The 20,631-nt window shown below is 32.0% G+C and carries 17 protein-coding genes; 1 reads left to right on the forward strand and 16 read right to left on the reverse strand.

What is annotated here, in order from left to right; translation table 11 throughout:
* Positions 1–4: 4 nt before the first annotated feature.
* The 11 genes from B0A75_RS16070 to B0A75_RS16120 form a co-directional block, all read right to left on the reverse strand.
* A complete protein-coding gene (locus B0A75_RS16070; RefSeq protein WP_089055306.1) occupies positions 5–2,491 on the reverse strand; it encodes an SLBB domain-containing protein in 2,487 nt (828 codons plus the stop codon).
* Positions 2,492–2,541: 50 nt separating this feature from the next.
* A complete protein-coding gene (gene rfbB / locus B0A75_RS16075) occupies positions 2,542–3,591 on the reverse strand; it encodes a dTDP-glucose 4,6-dehydratase (protein WP_089055307.1) in 1,050 nt (349 codons plus the stop codon).
* Positions 3,592–3,597: 6 nt separating this feature from the next.
* A complete protein-coding gene (locus B0A75_RS16080) occupies positions 3,598–4,608 on the reverse strand; it encodes a mannose-1-phosphate guanylyltransferase (RefSeq protein ID WP_089055308.1) in 1,011 nt (336 codons plus the stop codon).
* A gap of 27 nt (positions 4,609–4,635) precedes the next feature.
* Positions 4,636–5,949, reverse strand: a complete 1,314-nt coding sequence (locus B0A75_RS16085; RefSeq protein WP_165765133.1) for a nucleotide sugar dehydrogenase — start codon at positions 5,947–5,949, stop codon at positions 4,636–4,638.
* A gap of 272 nt (positions 5,950–6,221) precedes the next feature.
* Entirely contained in the window at positions 6,222–6,686 is a 465-nt protein-coding gene (locus tag B0A75_RS16090; RefSeq protein ID WP_089055309.1) for a UpxY family transcription antiterminator, read from the reverse strand.
* An 85-nt stretch (positions 6,687–6,771) separates the two neighbouring features.
* Complete coding sequence (locus tag B0A75_RS16095) at positions 6,772–8,163, reverse strand: UDP-glucose 6-dehydrogenase (RefSeq protein ID WP_089055310.1); 1,392 nt, start codon at positions 8,161–8,163, stop codon at positions 6,772–6,774.
* Positions 8,164–8,185: 22 nt separating this feature from the next.
* Positions 8,186–9,169, reverse strand: a complete 984-nt coding sequence (locus tag B0A75_RS16100; RefSeq protein WP_089055311.1) for an SDR family oxidoreductase — start codon at positions 9,167–9,169, stop codon at positions 8,186–8,188.
* Positions 9,170–9,177: 8 nt separating this feature from the next.
* The gene (locus B0A75_RS16105) at positions 9,178–11,628 is read right to left on the reverse strand and encodes a polysaccharide biosynthesis tyrosine autokinase (RefSeq protein WP_089055312.1); all 2,451 of its coding nucleotides are present in this window, start codon (positions 11,626–11,628) and stop codon (positions 9,178–9,180) included.
* A 15-nt stretch (positions 11,629–11,643) separates the two neighbouring features.
* The gene (locus B0A75_RS16110) at positions 11,644–12,435 is read right to left on the reverse strand and encodes a polysaccharide biosynthesis/export family protein (protein ID WP_089055313.1); all 792 of its coding nucleotides are present in this window, start codon (positions 12,433–12,435) and stop codon (positions 11,644–11,646) included.
* A 68-nt stretch (positions 12,436–12,503) separates the two neighbouring features.
* Positions 12,504–13,124: a recombination mediator RecR gene (gene recR, locus B0A75_RS16115; RefSeq protein WP_089055314.1), complete on the reverse strand. Its 621-nt coding sequence runs from the start codon at positions 13,122–13,124 to the stop codon at positions 12,504–12,506.
* A 159-nt stretch (positions 13,125–13,283) separates the two neighbouring features.
* A complete protein-coding gene (locus B0A75_RS16120) occupies positions 13,284–13,649 on the reverse strand; it encodes a CoA-binding protein (protein ID WP_089055315.1) in 366 nt (121 codons plus the stop codon).
* A gap of 153 nt (positions 13,650–13,802) precedes the next feature.
* On the opposite strand from B0A75_RS16120, the gene B0A75_RS16125 reads away from it, so the two are divergent.
* Entirely contained in the window at positions 13,803–14,432 is a 630-nt protein-coding gene (locus B0A75_RS16125) for a MarC family NAAT transporter (protein WP_089055316.1), read from the forward strand.
* Positions 14,433–14,508: 76 nt separating this feature from the next.
* Here B0A75_RS16125 and ctlX read toward each other — a convergent pair whose 3' ends face one another.
* The 5 genes from ctlX to carA all read right to left on the reverse strand — a co-directional run bounded on the left by ctlX (position 14,509) and on the right by carA (position 20,440).
* On the reverse strand, positions 14,509–15,444 hold the full coding sequence (gene ctlX / locus B0A75_RS16130) for a citrulline utilization hydrolase CtlX (protein WP_089055317.1): 936 nt from the start codon (positions 15,442–15,444) through the stop codon (positions 14,509–14,511).
* A 69-nt stretch (positions 15,445–15,513) separates the two neighbouring features.
* Complete coding sequence (locus B0A75_RS16135) at positions 15,514–16,428, reverse strand: dimethylarginine dimethylaminohydrolase family protein (protein WP_089055318.1); 915 nt, start codon at positions 16,426–16,428, stop codon at positions 15,514–15,516.
* Between the two features lie 64 nt (positions 16,429–16,492).
* Positions 16,493–17,770 carry a citrate synthase gene (locus tag B0A75_RS16140; RefSeq protein ID WP_089055319.1) on the reverse strand — a complete coding sequence of 426 codons (1,278 nt, stop codon included), beginning with the start codon at positions 17,768–17,770 and terminating at the stop codon, positions 16,493–16,495.
* Between the two features lie 156 nt (positions 17,771–17,926).
* Positions 17,927–19,219, reverse strand: a complete 1,293-nt coding sequence (gene eno / locus B0A75_RS16145; protein ID WP_089055320.1) for a phosphopyruvate hydratase — start codon at positions 19,217–19,219, stop codon at positions 17,927–17,929.
* 102 nt (positions 19,220–19,321) lie between these two features.
* Positions 19,322–20,440 (reverse strand): glutamine-hydrolyzing carbamoyl-phosphate synthase small subunit, encoded by a 1,119-nt coding sequence (gene carA, locus B0A75_RS16150; protein WP_089055321.1) that lies wholly within the window; start codon positions 20,438–20,440, stop codon positions 19,322–19,324.
* Between the last annotated feature and the right edge of the window lie 191 nt (positions 20,441–20,631).

Raw genomic sequence — 20,631 nt, forward strand, 5'->3', positions numbered from 1 at the left:
TGATTTATTTGAAAGCTGTAATAACTAATAATGCTAAGCTAGAAATCACACTACCAATCCCGACCCATTCTCCTGCAGTCATTTTTTTTGTTTCAGGTTTTTCTGGAACTACAATTTGAGAATCAGGTTCTATCTTAGGATATGATCTAAAAAACAAAAAAGAATTAGTTACCGATGCTTTTCCGTTAGGATAAATAATATACGCTTTTTTCTTCCACCCTTTATTATCTACACCCCCAACAGAATTAATATAATATTTGAATCCTTTTCCTTTTCTATAAGGAATTTCAGAAGTCAACAACACATTACCCGTTACTTTTACTCCTTCATTATAAACTGCAACTTCAATTTCGTCACCTGGAAACAACGTCACATTAGAATAATGACTTTTATCTTTTACTATTTTTTCCCAATTTACAGGAATTGTAGCGTATTTTAACTCATCCCTAAGCTTCTTAGATAATTTTGAACTAAGTGTATCTTTATCCTTTGTATTTAATTCTTTCCCATCTTGCATAACTTGTTTCTTATCCAAATTAAGATTAATACTTTCTAACTGTTCAATTTGCGCCTCTTTAATAGGTCTTTTAATCTTCATTCCATCTAAATTTGCAATAGAGGTTAGACCACCTGCTCTCATTACTACATTATAAACAGTTTCTTTTTTATTGGCTAAAACATACTTTCCTGGATATGTAACTGCACCACTCACTTTTACCATTTCTGGTTTTTCATACACTGCCATTTTACGTATATTAATCACGTCAAAAGGCTTTAAAACAAAATTTTTAACCTGCTCATTATTCTCAGCTGTAATTTCAAGTTCTACTAATTCAATCTTTTTCGGATCGGCATCATCAATTACATCAGATTTTACCATTCTAGCAATTTCTACTCTCTTAGAGGCAGAGCCAGTTAAACCACCAACTTGAACCACTAAATCATTTAATGTTAAATTATCAAAGTAGTCATACTCTCCAGGATTCTTGACCTCTCCATCAATTGTAACCTTATACTCTTCTCTAAAGTCTAAGATAGAATAGACCGTAACAATATCTTCTCTTTTTAATTCAATATCTGCATTTAAATCTCCTGATAAAGCTGCACTTAAATCTACATTTACAATTTCTGTCGTTAAATTTGTTTTGAGACGAATGATTCTGGCTCTTTTGGAATAAGCATCTTCCTTAAGACCTTCTGCTCTTGTAACAAGATCCGAGATTCTCATTCCTTCATTATAAGAATAATAATCAGGTCTAAAAACGGCTCCTTCAATTTTAATACGATTTTCAAATCGGTTTAAGATTTTGGTCACTCTAAAAACATCTCCAGATTGCGGAACATAAAAACTATATTCACTTTCATTGATATCATGAACCTTAAATTCTTTACCCGTTTTTTGCAATACATTTACTGAAGCCGTGTAAGCAAATTCATTAAATCCAGAAGCAAAATTCAATAAATCAGAAAATTTTTCTCCTTTCTTCATCTCAAAAACCCCAGGTCTCTTCACTTCTCCTTCAACAGTTACTCTTTGTGTATAAGCTGGAATTCTAATAACATCATTATCCTTTAAATTTACATTATCCGACTGATCTCCTTTTACTAAAAACTTATAGATGTCTATGTTTCGATATACTTTGTTATTTCGAATTAACTCTATATTTCTATAACTCCCATTTTTTCCTGGTCCTCCGGCCAAGTGCAATGCATTATAAACAGAAGCAAGAGAAGAAATAGAATAATTCCCTGGCTGCTTCCCTCCAACAATGGTGATTTTAATCGTTCTTATATCACTCAAGCTAACACTTACCTGAGATTGTCCAGACTTAACCGTAGTGTAGACTCTTGCAATGGCTGTCTTAATTTTTTGAGTAGCTGCTTCAATTGACATTCCTCCAACCGCAATTTGTCCCACATTTTGAATGTTTACCTTACCTTCAAAATTTACTGAAACGGTATCATCAAATTGTTGAATACCATAAATACTTACTTCTAATTTATCACCAGAACCTAGTATGTAATTTACAGGCGTTGCCATTTTTAAATCGGGTTCAAAATTCAGAGTTGGGTTATCAAATAGTTCGGATCCAAAAATTAATGCATTTAAAGAATCTTTTATTTTTTCATTTTTAATTTTTTCCTGTTTCCTACCAAACTCCGTATCCTTTTCTGCTTTTTTTGATTGAGCCTCTTGATCCTTATTTTTATTTTTATCTGAACTATTCTTTTTTTCGTAAGCTGTAATACGAGTTCTCAACTTATCAAACTCCGCTTGGCTCATCCCTTTCGATATTGCCATCGATTCAACATCGTTAATAGTGGCGTTATTACTTTTTAGCTGCGAAATAATTTTAGCAATCTCATCATCTGATAAATAATCTACCTTAACGGTACTCAAATCTTTAGACTTAATAATGTCCTGAGCATTAACATCAACTGTTAGCAACAAAGCAAAAAATAATGTAAGGACGTATAGTATCTTTTTCATATTTAGAATAAAATTTAACCCTTGATTGGTTTGAAAAAACATTTTAAAGTTTACGAATATTGCTTTTGATAATACTCTTTGTAAGAACCTGAGGTAACATTTTGCAACCATTCTTCATTAGCCAAATACCAATTAATGGTTTTCTCTAATCCTTCTTCAAAAGTTACAGTTGGTTTCCATCCTAATTCTTTATTAATTTTGGAAGCATCAATTGCATAACGTAAATCATGACCAGGCCTATCTTTTACATAAGTAATTAACTCCTGAGAAGTTCCTTCTTTTCTTTCTAACTTTTTATCCATTATTTGGCATAATAATTTTACCAGATCAATGTTCTTCCACTCATTAAAACCTCCAATATTATAAGTTTCATGATTTTTCCCTTTGTGAAAAACCAAATCGATAGCAGTAGCATGATCTTCTACAAATAACCAATCACGAGTATAATTACCATCTCCATACACTGGCAATGACTTATTATTTATGATATTATTTATAAAAAGAGGAATCAATTTTTCGGGAAAATGGTATGATCCATAATTATTTGAACAGTTTGTTAGAACATAAGGCAAACCATATGTTTCACCATACGCTCTAACAAAGTGATCTGAGCTAGCTTTTGACGCAGAATAAGGAGAATTTGGATCATAAGAAGTTGTCTCAGTGAATAACCCTTCAGCCCCTAATGAACCATATACTTCATCAGTACTTATATGATAAAAACGTTTTCCTTCAAAATTATCTTTCCATTGTTTTTTTGCTGCGTTGAGTAAATTCATTGTACCAATCACATTTGTCTTAACAAATGCCAACGGATCTTCTATTGATCGATCAACATGAGATTCTGCAGCTAAATGTAAAACACCATCAAAATTATGTAATGAAAAAAGCTCATTTATAAAACTCTCGTCTACAATATCTCCTTTCACAAAAGTGTAGTTTTGCTGACCTTCAATATCTTTTATATTCTCTAAATTTCCTGCATACGTCAGAGCGTCCAGATTAAAAATTTGATATTCTGGATATTTAGTTACAAAACGTCTTACCACATGAGAACCAATAAAACCGGCACCGCCAGTTATTAGAATTTTTTTTGTCATTTAATTTTAGTTTAATAAATCTGAATTTTGTCTTTCTAATTCATTGTAAACATCCTTAACATCCTGCGAATTTTCCTTTTGTAAAATTAAATTTGCTGTATCTGTATGTACAAAAATTGTATTTTTTAAACCTAAAAAAGTGGTATAAATATTACATCCAATAGTCATATTTCCATTAGAATCGATTGGATGTCCTTTTAACACAAGATATTCATAAACAGATTCAAATGACCCCAAATCTGACCATGAAAAAGAAGCTGGAACTACTTTAATTTTTTTACTTCGTTCCATTACTGCATAATCAATACTTATAGATGGAATTTGCATTGATAGATCTAAATCTAAAAAACCTTCTTTGTTGGAATCCCAAGCAGCTTTAGATCTTTCATACACCTCAGGCTGAAATTGCTTCAATTCATCCAAAAGAACTCCTGCTTTAAAGCAGAACATACCGCTATTCCATAAGAAATTACCTCGTGCAATAAATTCTTTCGCAGTTCTTTCATTTGGTTTTTCACGAAAAGAAATTACTTTATCTCCTTTTGATTCTATGTAACCGTATCCTGTTTCTGGTTTTGTTGGAATGATCCCAAACGTAACAATAAAACCCTCTTGCGCTTTTAAAATTGCTTCATTAATCGCTTTATTATAATTCTCATTTTGATCGATAATGTGATCTGAAGGGGTTACAATTAAAATATCTTCTGCTTTTGATGCGAATGCAGCAAAAGCAATGGCTGCAGCAGTATTTCGAGGAGTTGCTTCCACAATATTTGTATACATTGTATTAGTTTTATCCATTACTTTACCGCTCAAATGATGATTATCAACATTTCCAACGACCATAACTTTATCTGCTAAATGACTATTACGATTGACAGTCATTTCAAACAAAGATTTATTTTCAAATATTTCCAAATATTGCTTAGGCTGACTTTTTCGAGAAAGAGGCCATAATCTACTTCCCACTCCTCCAGTCAAAATCACATGTATAATCGAATTATTATTTGCTTCCATTTTTCTCTAAATAAAAAAGAATCTTTACTATAACCTATTATCAGCTAAAGTACCTAAGATCCCTTTTACATCATATATTAAACTATTATCCTTTTGCAATTCTGAGAAATTTAATTCTAAAAATGCAGCATGTGCGACACCTAAAACAATAGCATCAAATTTCTCTGTCGGCAAAGAATCTATAGTTTCTAATTTATATTCTTTCTCGACCTCTTCAACATTTGCTAAAGGATCGTAAATTGTAACTACTATTCCGTATTCTTTTAATGCTTTTACAACATCGACGATCTTAGTATTTCTTACATCTGGACAATTTTCTTTAAATGTAATTCCAAGCATTAAGAGACTTGCTCCGTTAACAGAAATACCTTTTTTTATCATTAACTTCACAATTTGTGAAGCAACATATTCTCCCATACTGTCATTTAAACGTCGTCCTGCCAAAATTATTTCAGGATGATATCCAAATTCTTGTGCTCTTTGCGCTAAATAATAAGGATCAACACCAATACAATGCCCTCCAACAAGTCCAGGCTTAAATGGTAAAAAATTCCATTTTGTTGCTGCTGCAGCTAATACATCTTGTGTATCAATATTCATTAAATTGAATATTTTGGCTAATTCATTAACAAATGCAATATTTATATCTCTTTGGGAATTTTCGATAACCTTAGCAGCTTCTGCAACTTTTATTGTTGGAGCTAAGTGAGTACCTGCCGTAATTACAGATTTATATAACGCATCAACTTTTAAACCAATTTCAGGAGTTGAGCCAGAAGTAACTTTTAAAATTTTTTCAACAGTATGTTCTTTATCGCCTGGATTAATTCTTTCTGGTGAATATCCTGCGAAAAAATCTACATTAAATTTCAATCCAGAAATTTTTTCTAAAACCGGAACACATTGTTCTTCTGTAACACCTGGATAAACTGTCGATTCGTAGATTACAATATCTCCTTTTTTTAACACTTTACCAACCGACTCGCTTGACTTATATAATGGTGTTAAATCTGGACGATTGTTTTTATCGACTGGCGTAGGAACAGTTACGATGAAGTAATTACAATTTGAAATATCCTCGAGTGCGTCTGTACAGAATAGACCAATTTCATCAGTAGGCGCATCTAACAATACTTTTTTTAAAATATCAACGTCAACTTCTAAAGTTGAATCAATTCCAGAGTTTAAACTTTTGACCCTTGATTTGTTTATATCAAACCCAACAACCGAGTATTTTGTAGCAAATAGTCTCGCCAGTGGCAAGCCAACATAACCTAAACCGATAACAGCTATTTTTATGTTTTCTTCCAATTCTACTCCTTTTTTATAAGTTTCATTCATCACAAATCACGGCTTCGCCACTCTGAACCACATAGTTTTGGCACAGATACTCTAATTTCATTTTCGGCAAATATAAGATAATAAGTCAATTTATTCAATACGGTTTCCCGTAATACTAATAAATCTGACAAATAAAAAACCATACCACTTTTCAAACAGCTACAAATCAACCTGTAAGAAATTCTATTTCAAAAAAAGCAGAAGATAAAACTTCATTTTTGAAGTTTCAACTCCCGCTTTTCAGTATTTGATTATTTAACTTACAACCTATTCTACTTGTACTTAATCTTCAATACACAACCTAAAGATTCAAGAACCAAAATATAATGGGTATTCGATACTTCTTGTACTATTGCACTTTGATTGCTAAAAGCCCCAGATTCCAACTTTATACGGTCTCCAACTTGAATTGAACTCACAGAAACTTCAGCAATGTTAGAAACTTTAAGACTATCTTTAATACTTTTAATTTCCTCATCCCTAACAATAGCAGGCTTACCCAGCCAAAACAAATACCTGACTACTCCTGCAATTTGAAAAACAGAATTACGATCACCTTCCTGTAATTGCACAAAAACGTACGAATTAAAAAGCGGTACTTCAATTTTCTTCTTTCTGTCTGACCATTGTTTTACTTGAGTAATTATAGGGCAATAGCACTCAATTCCAATTTGAGTGAGCTTTTCTGCTACCTTTTTTTCCCACTTAGGTTTTGTATATACTACGTACCAATTCATAATTTTTCTTTAAACTGAAACAAAATATTCAAAACCAACATTTATATTCATTATCTTCTATTCTTACCGCGGTTCCAATACTCAATTAAGAACCAATTCCTCTATAAATAAATCCAATTGCTTCTAATTCTTTTGCGTTTAATATATTTCTTCCATCAAAAACAAAAGCCGGTTTATGCATAGAGTCATAAATTCTCTTCCAATCGTAAGCTGTAAATTCATCCCATTCGGTTAAAACCGCAATGGCATGTGCTCCATTACAAGCGTCGTAAGCATCGTCAAATACAGTTAAAGCAGTATTGTTTTCTTCTGCAGTTCTTGTTTCAAGATAATTTAAATCACTCAACATTTTACTTTCTGAAACTTTAGGGTCAAAAACTGAAATTTTGGCTTGCTCATTAATTAAGTCATCTGCCACATAAATAGCCGCAGATTCTCTAGTATCATTGGTGTCTTTCTTAAATGCCCAGCCTAAAAATGCAATTTTCTTATCTGCAACTGTATTGTATAGTGTTTGAACAATTTTATTTGAAAATCTTCTTTTTTGATGATCATTCATAATAATAACCTGTTCCCAGTAATCTGCCACTTCATTTAGACCATATGACTTTGCGATATACACTAGGTTCAAAATATCTTTTTGAAAACAAGAACCTCCAAAACCAACTGATGCTTTAAGAAATTTTGATCCAATTCGGCTGTCCATGCCAATTGCTCTTGCAACTTCATTAACATCTGCGCCTGTTTTTTCACATAACTCTGACATTGCATTTATTGACGAAATACGTTGTGCCAAAAATGCATTTGCTGTTAACTTAGATAATTCTGATGACCAAACATTAGTTGTCAAAATTTTATCTTTACTTACCCAATTTGCGTAAACATCAACAAGAGCAGTAATAGCTGCTTGTCCTTCTGCAGTCGTATCTCCTCCGATTAAAATTCGATCTGGATTCAATAAATCTGTAACAGCTGTTCCCTCCGCTAAAAACTCAGGATTTGACAATATTTGAAACTGAACCCCATTTCCTGTATTATCTAAAATACTTTTTATTGCTTCAGCTGTTCGAACTGGTAAAGTCGACTTTTCTACAACTATTTTATTTTGTTTAGCCACTTTTGCAATTTGTCTGGCGCATAATTCAATATATTTTAAATCTGCCGCCATTCCTTTACCTTTACCATAGGTTTTAGTTGGCGTATTTACAGATATAAAAATAACCTGAGCTTCATCAATTGCTTTTTCAACTTCTGTTGAGAAGAAAAGATTTCTTCCTCTGGCTTCAGCAACAATTGCCGAAAGTCCAGGTTCATAAATTGGAATGTTATCTGTATTTGGATCATTCCAATCTTTAATTCTTTGTTCGTTCAAATCAACAACTGTAACTTGAATATGTGGACATTTTTGAGCAATTACAGCCATTGTAGGTCCTCCTACGTATCCGGCACCAATGCAGCAAATTTTCGTAACTTCCATTTACTATTTTATTTTCTATATTTTATTTTAAATTATTCCAATACCAGCTTACAGCTTCTTTTAATCCTTGCTGCAAAGAGAATTTCGGATTATATCCTAATATGGTTTTTGCTTTTTCTATACTGGCTAATGAATGAGGTATATCACCCGCTCTATTTACTCCATATATAATTTCAACATCAGCAATCTTGGCATCAAATTCAGACAAATATTCTTTTAAATATTTAACTAAATCATTCAGCGTATTACGATCTCCAAAAGCAGTATTATAAACCGTATTTAAAGCCTTTTCATCCTGAATCGTCATCGCCAATTCATTCATCTGAATTACATTATCAATATAAGTAAAATCTCGTGAATAATTACCATCACCATTAATTACTGGACTTTCATAATTCATTAACTGGGTCACAAATTTAGGTATAACAGCCGCATAAGCACCATTTGGATCTTGTTTTCTTCCAAAAACATTAAAATAACGCAATCCTATAGTTTCTAAACCATATGTTTTACTAAAAATTTCTGCATATAACTCGTTTACATATTTAGTAATTGCATATGGAGATAATGGTTTCCCAATAACATCTTCAACTTTTGGAAGACCTTCAGAGTCTCCATATGTAGAAGAGCTTGCCGCATAAATAAAACGTTTTACTTTTGCATCTCGAGAAGCAACTAACATATTTAAGAAACCTGAAACATTTACATCATTTGTTGTAATTGGATCATTTATTGACCTTGGCACAGATCCCAGTGCTGCTTGATGTAAAACATAATCAACCGCAGTAACCGCTAAGTTACAATCTTCAATATTTCTAATATCTCCTTCGATTAATCTGAAGTTTGGATTCTCTAAAAAATCTTTTAGATTATGACGATGCCCTGTTGAAAAATTATCCAAACAAACCACCTTGTGTCCCAATCCTAAAAAATACTCAGCCAAATTTGAGCCAATAAAACCCGCTCCACCAGTTATTAAAATTGTATTCTGACTTGAAGTTTTCATACGTATAATTATTTTTTCTTAATTTTATTAGAGATTGCACTCAAAACTCCATTCTGCTTATCTTCATCATGATATCCATTGGCATAAGCGCCATAGCCGTAACCATATCCATATGTTGAACCATATTTAGCCTTATTTTCATAGCTGTTCAAAATAATACTGGCGTTACTTATCTCACCTCTTTCGATTCTATTATTCAGCAACGTAATCATATCTTTTTTAGTATAATTCTGCCTAACAATATACAAGGTAACATCTGCATATTGAACTAATTCTAGAGCATCTGATACTAAACCAACAGGAGGCGTGTCTAGAATAATGTAATCATACTTTTTCTTTAATTCCTCAATCAATTCCCTCATTGAATCACTTAAAATCAACTCAGAAGGATTTGGAGGAACAGGCCCTGAAAGAATTACATCTAAATTTGCGATTTGCGTTTTATTTACAATTTCATCTAGTGTATTTTGCTTTATTAAATAGCTTACTACACCCAACTGATTATTGCCTAAATTAAATTCATCAGCCAATTTTGGCTTTCTTAAATCCAAACCAACAATAACTGTTTTCTTTTCGCTTAATGCAAATACTGTGGCAATATTTATCGAGCAAAATGTTTTTCCTTCACCGCTTATCGACGAAGTAACCATGAGTGTTTTCGAACCACTTACTTGTTGTCTTTTATACAAAAACTGTAATGAGGAACGAATTCCTCTGAAAGCTTCTGATAGAGCAGATTTTGGTTTATCAAAAACCGCTAGATTTACAGCATCTTTATTAACTCCTATAATCCCGATTATCGGAATAGTTGTCAATTTAGTAATATCTTCAATGTTTTGAATAGAATTATTCACAAAAAAAATCCCTAACAAAAATAATAAAGGAATCAATATACCTAAAAACAATGCTAATATATAATTTACAGAAGTTTTTGGACCAATTAATCCTTCGCCAATATCTTTTGCTGGGTCAATAAAATGAATATCTGATAAATTTGATGCTTTTACAATTTCCGCCTCATTTCTTTTTTGAAGAAATTCAGTATAAATATTATCATTTAAATCGTATTTCCTTTTAATTTTTAAAAGCTCCTGTTGCTCTTCAGGAAGTCGTTTCACAGTACTTTCAGCCTGACTTATTTTACTATTTACTAACGACAAATCATTTAACAATAAAGCATTTGCAGATGATACATTTTCAAGTAAAACACTTTTTACGGCCTGCATTTGATTATCAAAATCTTTAAAAATCTTATCACTTTTTACCGCATACGCCATTTCTGAACGTTGTGTCGAAAGCATAATAAGTTTTGATATATTAGTAACAATATTCAGGTCTTCAATTCCTGCAACAGATGGAGCTGGAAGCTTGGAATAATCTGTACTATTGTTCAAATATGTTTTTAAAGAATTATAATAGGAGATTTTTCTGGTGATTTGATCTTTTTCAACATCAAAATCCATCATTTTATTTGAGACTTTTACCCCGCCATCTTCAATATTATAGATATTTTTATCTTTTCTGAAAGATTTTAGTTCATTACCCGTTTCTTTCAATTGAAGCTCCATTGCAACAAGTGTACTATCAATAAAAGCTATTGTATTGTTCGCAAATTGATTTTTACCATCGAGCTGCATTTTAATCAGCATTTTCACTGTCGAGTTTAAATACTCAACCATTCTTGCTTTATTTGTACCCTGCATCCCTAAGGTCAATATAGAGCCGCCGCCTTTATCACTATCAATACTTATTCTTTTATAATTTGATACTGTACCATCAAAGTCATTAAACTTTACAAAATATTCTTTCTCTTTGTAAAAACCTGGGTTATCATTAATTTGTAATTTCCAATTTAAAAAAGGCAAAGCTACCTGTTCTCCAACTTTATATTTTTTCACAAATGTAACTGGCTCTACAGAGGCAGTTTCGTACGAATTACTAAAATATTTAATTAATGAACCTGAATTATTTTCAAAAGGAATTTCAATTTGATATTCAGTTTCGCTTAAAAATTTAATTCCTATTAAAGTATTAGCAAGCTGCCCTTTCGTTTTATCAATATCCACATAAAAAGGAACAGCTCCGTAAGAATCTATTAAATTGTATTTTCCTTGTTGTAAATAGTCGATATAAAATTGCAGCTTATCAACAACCCTCTCATTATGTGATCTTGACAGCAGGACTGTAGAAATTCCATTTACCTGATCTGAAATACCACCCCAATTAAATACTAAACTTGTATTTGAAGTAAAAAAGGGATTTCTTTCTTCTTTAATTGAGATCATTGTCTCCAATCCGTATATTTTTTCTTTTCGAATATTAACCTGATATGCAATTGTGAAAGCGATTATTAAACTAGCTAGAAACCATTTCCAATAACTTGCAATTTTTAATAAAAAACCTTTAAAATCAAAACTTGCATGATTCTCGAAAAAGGAAAAATCTTTTATATCTAACATCTACTGAATTAAGTTTTAATTTTTTATAATTAAATATACCGTAGTTGCCAATGAAAGCAAGGTAATAATAGTTCCAATAGACTGTATTCCTGTTTGACCAGTTCCCCAAGTTTTTTGTTTAAGCGGCTTGACATATACGTAATCGTTTGGCTGTAAATAATAGTAAGGCGACTTCATTACATTTTTATCTGTCAAATCAATATCATTCATCTCAACACCTGTTGGAGTCTGACGAATGACGGTTACTGATTTTCTATTTCCAACGGTTGTAATATCTCCTGAATTAGCAATAGCTTCCATAATATTTACATGATCCTGAAACAACGTTTTTGTTCCCGTGCTGCCCACTTCTCCATTTATAGTATACCTAAAACCAGCCAATTTTACGGTTACAAAAATATTGGCTTCACTTTTAAAATACTCTTCAAGCAGTTGTTTTTCAATTTTAATACGAACTTCTTCTAGAGTATAACCCATTACATTAATTTCTCCCAATACAGGCACTCGAATATTTCCATGATCATCAACGGTAAAGCCATCAAAATATAATGATGACTCGGATTTTACAACATCCACATTATTTTCGGTTGTATTAAAAATCGACACCAGTTTAGGGTCTATTGCTTTTATGTTAATTTTTAAAATATCACTTACTTGCAGTCGGTAAGGTTTTGATTGTACAACTGAAATATTACTTTGCTCAATTGATGTATTTTTATCTTGCAGATAAGTAAGATCTTTCACCGGGATACAAGATGTAAATAACACGCTCAATGATAACAATAAATAAAAGAACATTCTTGTCATTATTATTTTTTTATCCGCAAATATAGTTTTTTCTCTAATTTTTTAATAAAAAATTAACAATCATTATCTTAATTATTTTTAAAGGTTTTTTCGAACGGAACTCGATGTAAAATACTTCTGCCTAGTGTAATCTCATCGGCATATTCCAATTCATCCCCAACAGATATTCCTCTTGCAATTGTAGACAAAACGATTTCTGAATCCGCAATTTGTTTATAAATATAAAAATTCGTCGTATCTCCTTCCATTGTTGAACTTAATGCAAAAATAATCTCGATCACTTTCCCTGATTTTACTTTTTCAACTAAACTAGAAATATTTAACTGACTAGGTCCAACTCCTTCGATTGGAGAAATTTTACCTCCTAATACGTGATAAATCCCTTTATATTGTCCCGTATTTTCAATTGCCATTACATCCCGAATATCTTCGACTACACAAATTGTTTGGTGGTTTCTAAGTTGATTTGCACAAATTTCACAAACCTTTGTATCTGAAATATTATGACAACTCTCACAAAATTTAATATCCTCACGCATATTTATCAATGCTTGAGACAAAAAGCCTGTTTGCTCTTTAGGCTGTTTTAATAAATGAAGTACCAATCGTAATGCCGTTCGCTTACCTATTCCGGGCAATTGCGACATTTCATTGACTGCTTTTTCTATTAATTTTGATGAAAATTCCATGATGACAAAAGTAATGGTTTAGTAATTTTTGGAAAAACTAAATCCGATATTTATGTTTATCTATTAACTGTTCTAATTTTCTTTACGCCTCAGACAAACAACGCCCCTAAGATGTTCAGAATTAAAACTTTAAACAACTCTATTAAGCACTATAAGAAACTAGTATTGATTTGTAGCTAATAATACTAACGTACAAGCAACTTCTGCTTTTATATTATTTAATTCTAACAATTGATACAATTCAGGATTTTCGGTTCCCGGATTAAAAACTACTCTTTTTGGTTGCGCTTCAATAATATAATTGTAATAATCGCGCTGACGAGCTGGATTCAAATAAAGTGTAACTGTATCTATATTCTTAACAGGTATCGCTTTAGTATAAATTTTCACCCCCGCAACTTCACCTGTATTTTGACCAATTGCTAAAACGGTATGTCCTTTTTGAACGAGCATATTTATCGCTTTAAAAGCGTAACGTTCTGGTTTTGTAGTTGCTCCCAGAACTAGTGTTTTTTTGTTTTTCATTGATTTTTAAATATGTCACAAAAGTAATTAAAAAGAACGAGGTTCGCTTTATGATATTGATTTAGAATTACTACTTTTAAAAACAATATCATAAAGTTAATATGTTTCAAAATACTAAATTTTGATTATTTTTACTTCACTAACCCACACTATATGGATTTATTCATTTATTTATTTGCCGCCCTTTTTTCTGTATTAAACCCAATTGGTACTGTCCCTATTTTTGTTGGACTAACACAGCATGATTCTCAAGAGGAGCGTTCTCGAATTTCGTTATGGACTGCTATAAATGTTTTTATCATTTTAATCGTTTCCTTTTTTATTGGCCAATATGTCTTAAGCTTTTTTGGAATTAGTATTGATGCACTTCGGATTGCTGGAGGTATTGTGATTGTAAACTCGGGATTTTCATTACTTTCCGGAAAAATTAATAAAAAACGAGGAATCAACAAAAAAGTTGAAACCGACGCCCAACAAAGAAACGATGTCGCTCTTACTCCATTAGCAATCCCAATGCTTGCCGGCCCAGGTTCTATCTCATTATTGATTGCATTTTATCAAGAGCATCATGAAATGACCGAAATTATTATTTCATGTCTAGCGATTCTAGCAATTGCCGTTGCCATTTTTTTAATTTTAAAAAGCGCACATTATTTAGCTCGAATCCTTGGTGCATCTGGAATTGTAGCAATATCCAGAATTGTAGGCTTTATAGTTATCTCAATTGGAATTCAATATATTGTAAGCTCCATAATAAACATTGTAAAAGGAAATCTGATGTAATTCTAAATAAAAAAAAATCCAAATTCCAATAACACTAGCAATTGGAATTTGGATTTTAAATTTTGGAATTTATCTGTTATTTTCTTGACAGAAAAACTTCAGCCATCATACATCTCGCACTTCCACCGCCGCAGGCTTCAATAGTATCTAAACTAGAACTTAAAATCTCGGCATGCTTCTCTAATTGCTCAATTTGTCTAGGAGTTAAACTCTGATGTGCCGAAGCACTCATTACGATATATTTCTTATCGTTTGTACCTCTAACTTCCAACATATTGCCTGCAAAATTATTCACTTGAGCTTCTGTAATTAAAACGATTTCCTTTTTATCAGCTTTTAGATTTTCAAGAACCATTTTACGCTCTTTTTTATCATCAATTGAATCTGCGCAAATTACAGCAAAGGTTTCTCCCAAACACATCATCACATTGGTGTGATAAATCAACTTGCGTTCACCATCAACAGTTTGAAAAGCTTCAAAAATTACTGGAGCATAATCAAAATCTTCACAAAATTCTATAAACAATTCTTCATCAGCACGAGGAGATAAAGCACAATATGCTTTAGCATTGGCACGATCTAAAAGTAAACTTCCAGTTCCCTCTAAAAAATAACCATCATCTTCTGCAGAAGTATAATCCATTATATTAGAAATTTCAAACCCCTTTTCTTCAAGGATATCTAAAATATCTTCGCGACGTTCCTGACGGCGATTTTCAGCAAACATAGGATAAAGTGCGACATCGCCATTTTCATGAAACGAAACCCAGTTGTTTGGAAAAATACTATCTGGAGTATCAGTTTCTAAAGTATCCTCTATAACCGTAACATCGACTCCTACTGCTCTTAGTTTATCTACAAAAATATCAAACTCTTGTTGTGCTTTTGCGTTTACTGTACTTGGCAAAAGTCCATCTAATATTTTTTGATAATAATTATTTACAGCGGTCTGCTCATTCATTCTGAACGCAACCGGCCGAATCATCACAATTGCATTTGTTGTTTGTTTCATTTTTTATATTTTGTTTCAGGTTTTATGTCAGGTTAAGAAAAACTTGAAACCTGAAATTTAAAACGATATTTAATCTCTAATTAATGGCAAAGTTGAACATCTTAACAATCCTTCTTGTTTTGCAATTTCAGCATAAGGTATTTCTTCAACAATAAATCCGTTTGCTCGAAGCCAATTGTTTAGTCGTGTGAAGTTTTTCTCGGAAACCACTACATTTTCATCAATTGAAAATACATTCGAAAACATATTATACATTTCATTTCTTTCGATATGAAATAAATTTTCTTTCCCAAAAAGGTTCACCAAATAAGTATAATCAGCTTCCTCACGAAAACCTCTTTTGTAGATAATTCCTTTATCTTTTCCAACAGGTTGAAAACAACAATCTAAATGTAGTGCATTGTCACGCGCTTCTAATTTTGATTTGACTAAATCAAATTCCTTAACAATTTTATTGGGAAACAACTCTTTAATAAAATTAACACCTTGCATATTGGTTCTTGCAGTAATGTAATCCTTATAATCACTTCCTTTATAAGTTCCAATAAAAATATGATCATTCCATAACATAACGTCACCACCTTCGATATGAACTTCTTCAGGCGGACGAACTACTTTTAATGGATCGATTTGATCAATTATGTATTGAATCGCATCTAATTCGCGCTCTCTATCAGGTAAAATATTTGATTTAACAAAAGTATCATCAATTACAAAACCAATATCTCTTGCAAAAATCTGATTGTAATTTTCAATCATTTCTGGGCGATAAACTTTTACATCATACTTTTGAAAAACAGCATTAAAAGCATCCATTTCAGCAACCATATCTTTTTCAACCGGATATGTCCCTGCTTTAATATGTTCCAATGATTTAGGATCATAGGCTTCATCTAAAGTTGGAGTTGGCCCATTATGAACCGCAGAACCCAAAACTACAGCCCGCAGTCTTGAAGTTTCGTTCTTTATATTTAATTGCAACATAATTCTATTATATTTTAAACAAAGATAAAAAAAGCTTTACAGTTAAGTAAAGCTTTAGTTTTTTTTATTTATTAGACTTGAAGTCTCTTAAAGGGTGTCCAGTATAAATTTGTCTAGGCCTTCCAATTGGTTCTTTGTTTTCACGCATTTCTTTCCATTGTGCGATCCATCCTGGTAATCTTCCAATTGCAAACATTACTGTAAACATATCTGTAGGAATTCCTAATGCTCTGTAAATAATTCCAGAATAGAAATCTACGTTTGGATATAAGTTTCTTGATTTGAAGTATTCATCTTCAAGAGCTGCTGCCTCTAATTTTTTAGCAATTTCAAGAATTGGATCTTCAACACCTAAAGTTTCTAAAACTTCTTTAGCTGCTTTTTTAATGATTCTTGCTCTTGGATCAAAGTTTTTATAAACTCTATGACCAAATCCCATTAAACGGAAAGGATCATTTTTGTCTTTTGCTTTTGCTAAGAATTTATCTGTGTCACCACCATCTTTATTAATTTCTTCTAACATTTCAAGCACTGCTTGGTTTGCACCACCATGAAGCGGCCCCCATAATGCAGAAACTCCTGCAGATATAGAAGCAAATAATCCAGCATGAGAAGAACCTACCATTCTTACAGTTGAAGTAGAACAGTTTTGCTCATGATCTGCGTGAAGAATAAACAATTTATCTAATGCATCAACTACAACAGGATTTGCTGAATAAGGTCCTGTAGGTAATTTAAACATTAATTGCATAAAGTTTTCTACATAACCCTGTGTATTATCATAATAATTCAATGGGTACCCCATTGATTTTCTATAAGTCCAAGTAGCAATTACAAGGAATTTACCCATTGTTTTGCAAATCGCCTCGTACATTTCTTTCTCATTCTCAACGTTTACTGCTTTTGGATTAAATGCTGTTAAAGCACTTGTCAAAGCAGATAAAACTCCCATTGGATGAGCTGTTTTTGGAAAACCATCAATGATATTTTTCATTTCTTCGTTTACCAAAGTATGTTTTTTGATACCATTTTCAAACTGTTCCAATTGTTGAGCAGTTGGTAATTCGCCAAAAATCAAAAGATAAGAAACCTCTAAAAAATTAGCTTTTTCAGCTAAGTCTTCGATTGAATATCCTCTGTAACGTAAAATCCCTAATTCTCCATCCAAGAAAGTGATTTCACTTGTACAAGATCCTGAGTTTTTATAACCTGGGTCAATTGTAATAACACCAGTTAAATCACGTAATTTGTTAATATCGATAGCAGATTCATTTTCGCTTCCAGTAATTACAGGAAGTTCAATTTTCTTACCATCTACTTCTAATGTAGCTATTTTTGACATAATATAATCGGAAATAATTCTTTAAAATAATAATTTATCAAATCTAAGGAATTTAAGACTAATTAAAAAAAGAATCCTGCTATGAATTTGTTAAAACTCCAAAAAAAAACCATTCGAACAAACGAATGGTTTAATCTTAACATATAACTCTTACAATTATTTTATCTTGAAAGCGTTTAAGCCAGGGAAATAAGCAGTACTTCCTAATTCCTCCTCAATTCTTAATAATTGGTTGTATTTTGCCATACGATCTGAACGAGAAGCAGAACCAGTCTTAATTTGACCACAGTTTAATGCAACAGCTAAATCAGCAATTGTATTATCTTCAGTTTCTCCAGAACGGTGAGACATTACTGAAGTGTATCCAGCATTTTTAGCCATATTTACAGCAGCAATAGTTTCTGTCAAAGTTCCAATTTGGTTTACTTTAACTAAAATTGAATTTGCAATTCCTTTTTCGATACCTGTAGACAAACGAGCAACGTTTGTAACAAATAAATCATCACCTACTAATTGTACTTTATCTCCAATTTTCTCAGTTAAATATTTCCATCCATTCCAGTCATCTTCATACATACCATCTTCAATAGAAATAATTGGATATTTAGCAGCAAGTTCAGCTAAATAATCAGCTTGCTCCTCAGAAGTTCTGATTTTTCCAGTTTCACCTTCAAATTTAGTATAATCGTATTTTCCGTTTACATAAAATTCAGAAGCAGCACAGTCAAGAGCGATCATAATTTCGTCTCCAAAAGTATAACCCGCTTTTTCAACTGCTAATTTAATAGTATCTAAAGCATCTTCAGTACCGCCAGCTAAGTTTGGAGCAAAACCTCCTTCATCACCAACAGCTGTACTTAAACCTCTGTCGTGTAATACTTTTTTCAAGCTGTGGAAAATTTCAGTCCCCATTTGCATAGAATGTGTAAAAGAAGTTGCTTTTACAGGGAAAATCATAAACTCTTGAAATGCGATAGGCGCATCAGAGTGAGAACCACCGTTGATGATATTCATCATCGGAACAGGTAATGTATTAGCAGAAACCCCACCTACATATCTGTACAATGGCAATCCAAGTTCATTAGCAGCAGCTTTTGCAGCAGCAAGAGAAACTCCTAAAATTGCATTAGCTCCTAATTTTGATTTATTTGGAGTTCCATCTAAATCAATCATCAATTGGTCAATTGTGTTTTGTTCAAAAACAGAAGTTCCAACTAATTCTTCAGCAATAACAGTATTTACATTATTCACTGCATTCAAAACTCCTTTTCCAAGATAAGCTTTACCTCCATCACGTAATTCAACAGCTTCGTGCTCTCCAGTTGATGCTCCAGATGGAACAGCAGCTCTACCTAAAACTCCATTTTCAGTTACTACATCAACTTCAATAGTAGGATTTCCTCTAGAATCAAGAATTTGTCTTGCGTGAACTTTAATTATAATACTCATTATTTTTATTTTTTTATTAATAAATTATATTTTTTTTTCGAAATTATAAAAATATTTAATACTTAAAACGTATTTAAAATAATAAACACCTTTATTTATTAACTACATCGTTTTAGACGAAGCTGATTCTATATTCTCAACAAACTGATCGAACAAATAAGAAGAATCATGTGGTCCAGGACTAGCTTCTGGATGATATTGTACTGAAAAACAATTTTTATTTTTCATTCTCATTCCAGCAACAGTACCATCATTTAAATGTACATGTGTAATCTCCAATTCTGGGTGATTTTCTAATTGCTCTTTCTTAACTGCAAATCCATGATTCTGAGAAGTAATCTCTCCTTTACCGGTTAAAATATTTTTAACTGGGTGATTAATTCCTCGGTGCCCGTTAAACATCTTATAAGTTTCAATGCCATTAGCAAGACCAATTACTTGATGTCCTAAACAAATTCCAAATAAAGGTTTATCGTGTGCAAGAATTTGTTTTGCAACTTCGATTGCTCCAAAAAGCGGATCTGGATCTCCAGGTCCGTTTGACAAGAAATATCCATCAGGATTAAATGATGCTAAATCCTCATAAGTAGAATTATAAGGGAAAACTTTTATATAACAGTCTCTCTTAGCAAGATTTCTCAAAATATTCTTTTTAATACCAAGATCTAAAGCCGAAACTTTATACTTAGCATTCTCCTCTCCAAAATAATAAGGCTCAGTTGTTGACACTTTAGAAGCCAACTCCAATCCTTCCATATTTGGAACATTAGCTAATTCTTTCTTCAAGTCTTCTACAGAAGTCCCATCAGTGCAAATAACAGCATTCATAGCACCATTATCACGAATATAACTAACAAGAGCTCTAGTATCTACATCAGAAATACATATCAGATTTTGTTTCGCGAAATAATCTTCTAAACTCTCAGAAGCTCTTTCTCGTGAAAAGTTAAAGCTAAAGTTTTTACAAACTAAACCAGCTATTTTAATACTTTCAGACTCTATCTCTAAATCATTTACACCATAATTACCAATATGTGCATTAGTAGCCACCATAATCTGACCAAAATAGGAAGGATCTGTAAAGATTTCTTGATATCCAGTCATTCCAGTATTAAAACATACTTCACCGAAAGTTTTACCGCTTATACCGATAGATTTTCCATGAAAAATAGTTCCGTCACTAAGTAATAAAATGGCGCTTTGTCGTGTTGTGTATTTCATTCTTTAATTTGTATTGTTTTTAATCGTATTATGAAACCTTTAAAGTTTCACCTGTAATTAGATATTTTGCAAATTTACTTCTTTAAAAGAGTGCTGCCAAGATTTTTTAAAAATTTCATTAATAAAAATAAAACCAAGACATTTAAAAAAGTTAAATTTTAATTTCCTCTAAAAAAATCAAAAAAAAAGGA

The organism is Flavobacterium oncorhynchi (genome assembly GCF_002217355.1).
Classification (GTDB): domain Bacteria; phylum Bacteroidota; class Bacteroidia; order Flavobacteriales; family Flavobacteriaceae; genus Flavobacterium; species Flavobacterium oncorhynchi.

Coding starts and splice junctions, on each gene's coding strand:
- B0A75_RS16085 (WP_165765133.1), bottom strand. CDS start 5,949: ATGAATGAAACTTATAAAAAAGGAGTAGAATTGGAAGAAAACATAAAA.
- carA (WP_089055321.1), bottom strand. CDS start 20,440: ATGAAATACACAACACGACAAAGCGCCATTTTATTACTTAGTGACGGA.
- B0A75_RS16135 (WP_089055318.1), bottom strand. CDS start 16,428: ATGTTGCAATTAAATATAAAGAACGAAACTTCAAGACTGCGGGCTGTA.
- B0A75_RS16125 (WP_089055316.1), top strand. CDS start 13,803: ATGGATTTATTCATTTATTTATTTGCCGCCCTTTTTTCTGTATTAAAC.
- B0A75_RS16140 (WP_089055319.1), bottom strand. CDS start 17,770: ATGTCAAAAATAGCTACATTAGAAGTAGATGGTAAGAAAATTGAACTT.
- B0A75_RS16070 (WP_089055306.1), bottom strand. CDS start 2,491: ATGAAAAAGATACTATACGTCCTTACATTATTTTTTGCTTTGTTGCTA.
- ctlX (WP_089055317.1), bottom strand. CDS start 15,444: ATGAAACAAACAACAAATGCAATTGTGATGATTCGGCCGGTTGCGTTC.
- rfbB (WP_089055307.1), bottom strand. CDS start 3,591: ATGACAAAAAAAATTCTAATAACTGGCGGTGCCGGTTTTATTGGTTCT.
- B0A75_RS16105 (WP_089055312.1), bottom strand. CDS start 11,628: ATGTTAGATATAAAAGATTTTTCCTTTTTCGAGAATCATGCAAGTTTT.
- B0A75_RS16110 (WP_089055313.1), bottom strand. CDS start 12,435: ATGACAAGAATGTTCTTTTATTTATTGTTATCATTGAGCGTGTTATTT.
- B0A75_RS16080 (WP_089055308.1), bottom strand. CDS start 4,608: ATGGAAGCAAATAATAATTCGATTATACATGTGATTTTGACTGGAGGA.
- B0A75_RS16095 (WP_089055310.1), bottom strand. CDS start 8,163: ATGGAAGTTACGAAAATTTGCTGCATTGGTGCCGGATACGTAGGAGGA.
- recR (WP_089055314.1), bottom strand. CDS start 13,124: ATGGAATTTTCATCAAAATTAATAGAAAAAGCAGTCAATGAAATGTCG.
- B0A75_RS16090 (WP_089055309.1), bottom strand. CDS start 6,686: ATGAATTGGTACGTAGTATATACAAAACCTAAGTGGGAAAAAAAGGTA.
- B0A75_RS16100 (WP_089055311.1), bottom strand. CDS start 9,169: ATGAAAACTTCAAGTCAGAATACAATTTTAATAACTGGTGGAGCGGGT.
- B0A75_RS16120 (WP_089055315.1), bottom strand. CDS start 13,649: ATGAAAAACAAAAAAACACTAGTTCTGGGAGCAACTACAAAACCAGAA.
- eno (WP_089055320.1), bottom strand. CDS start 19,219: ATGAGTATTATAATTAAAGTTCACGCAAGACAAATTCTTGATTCTAGA.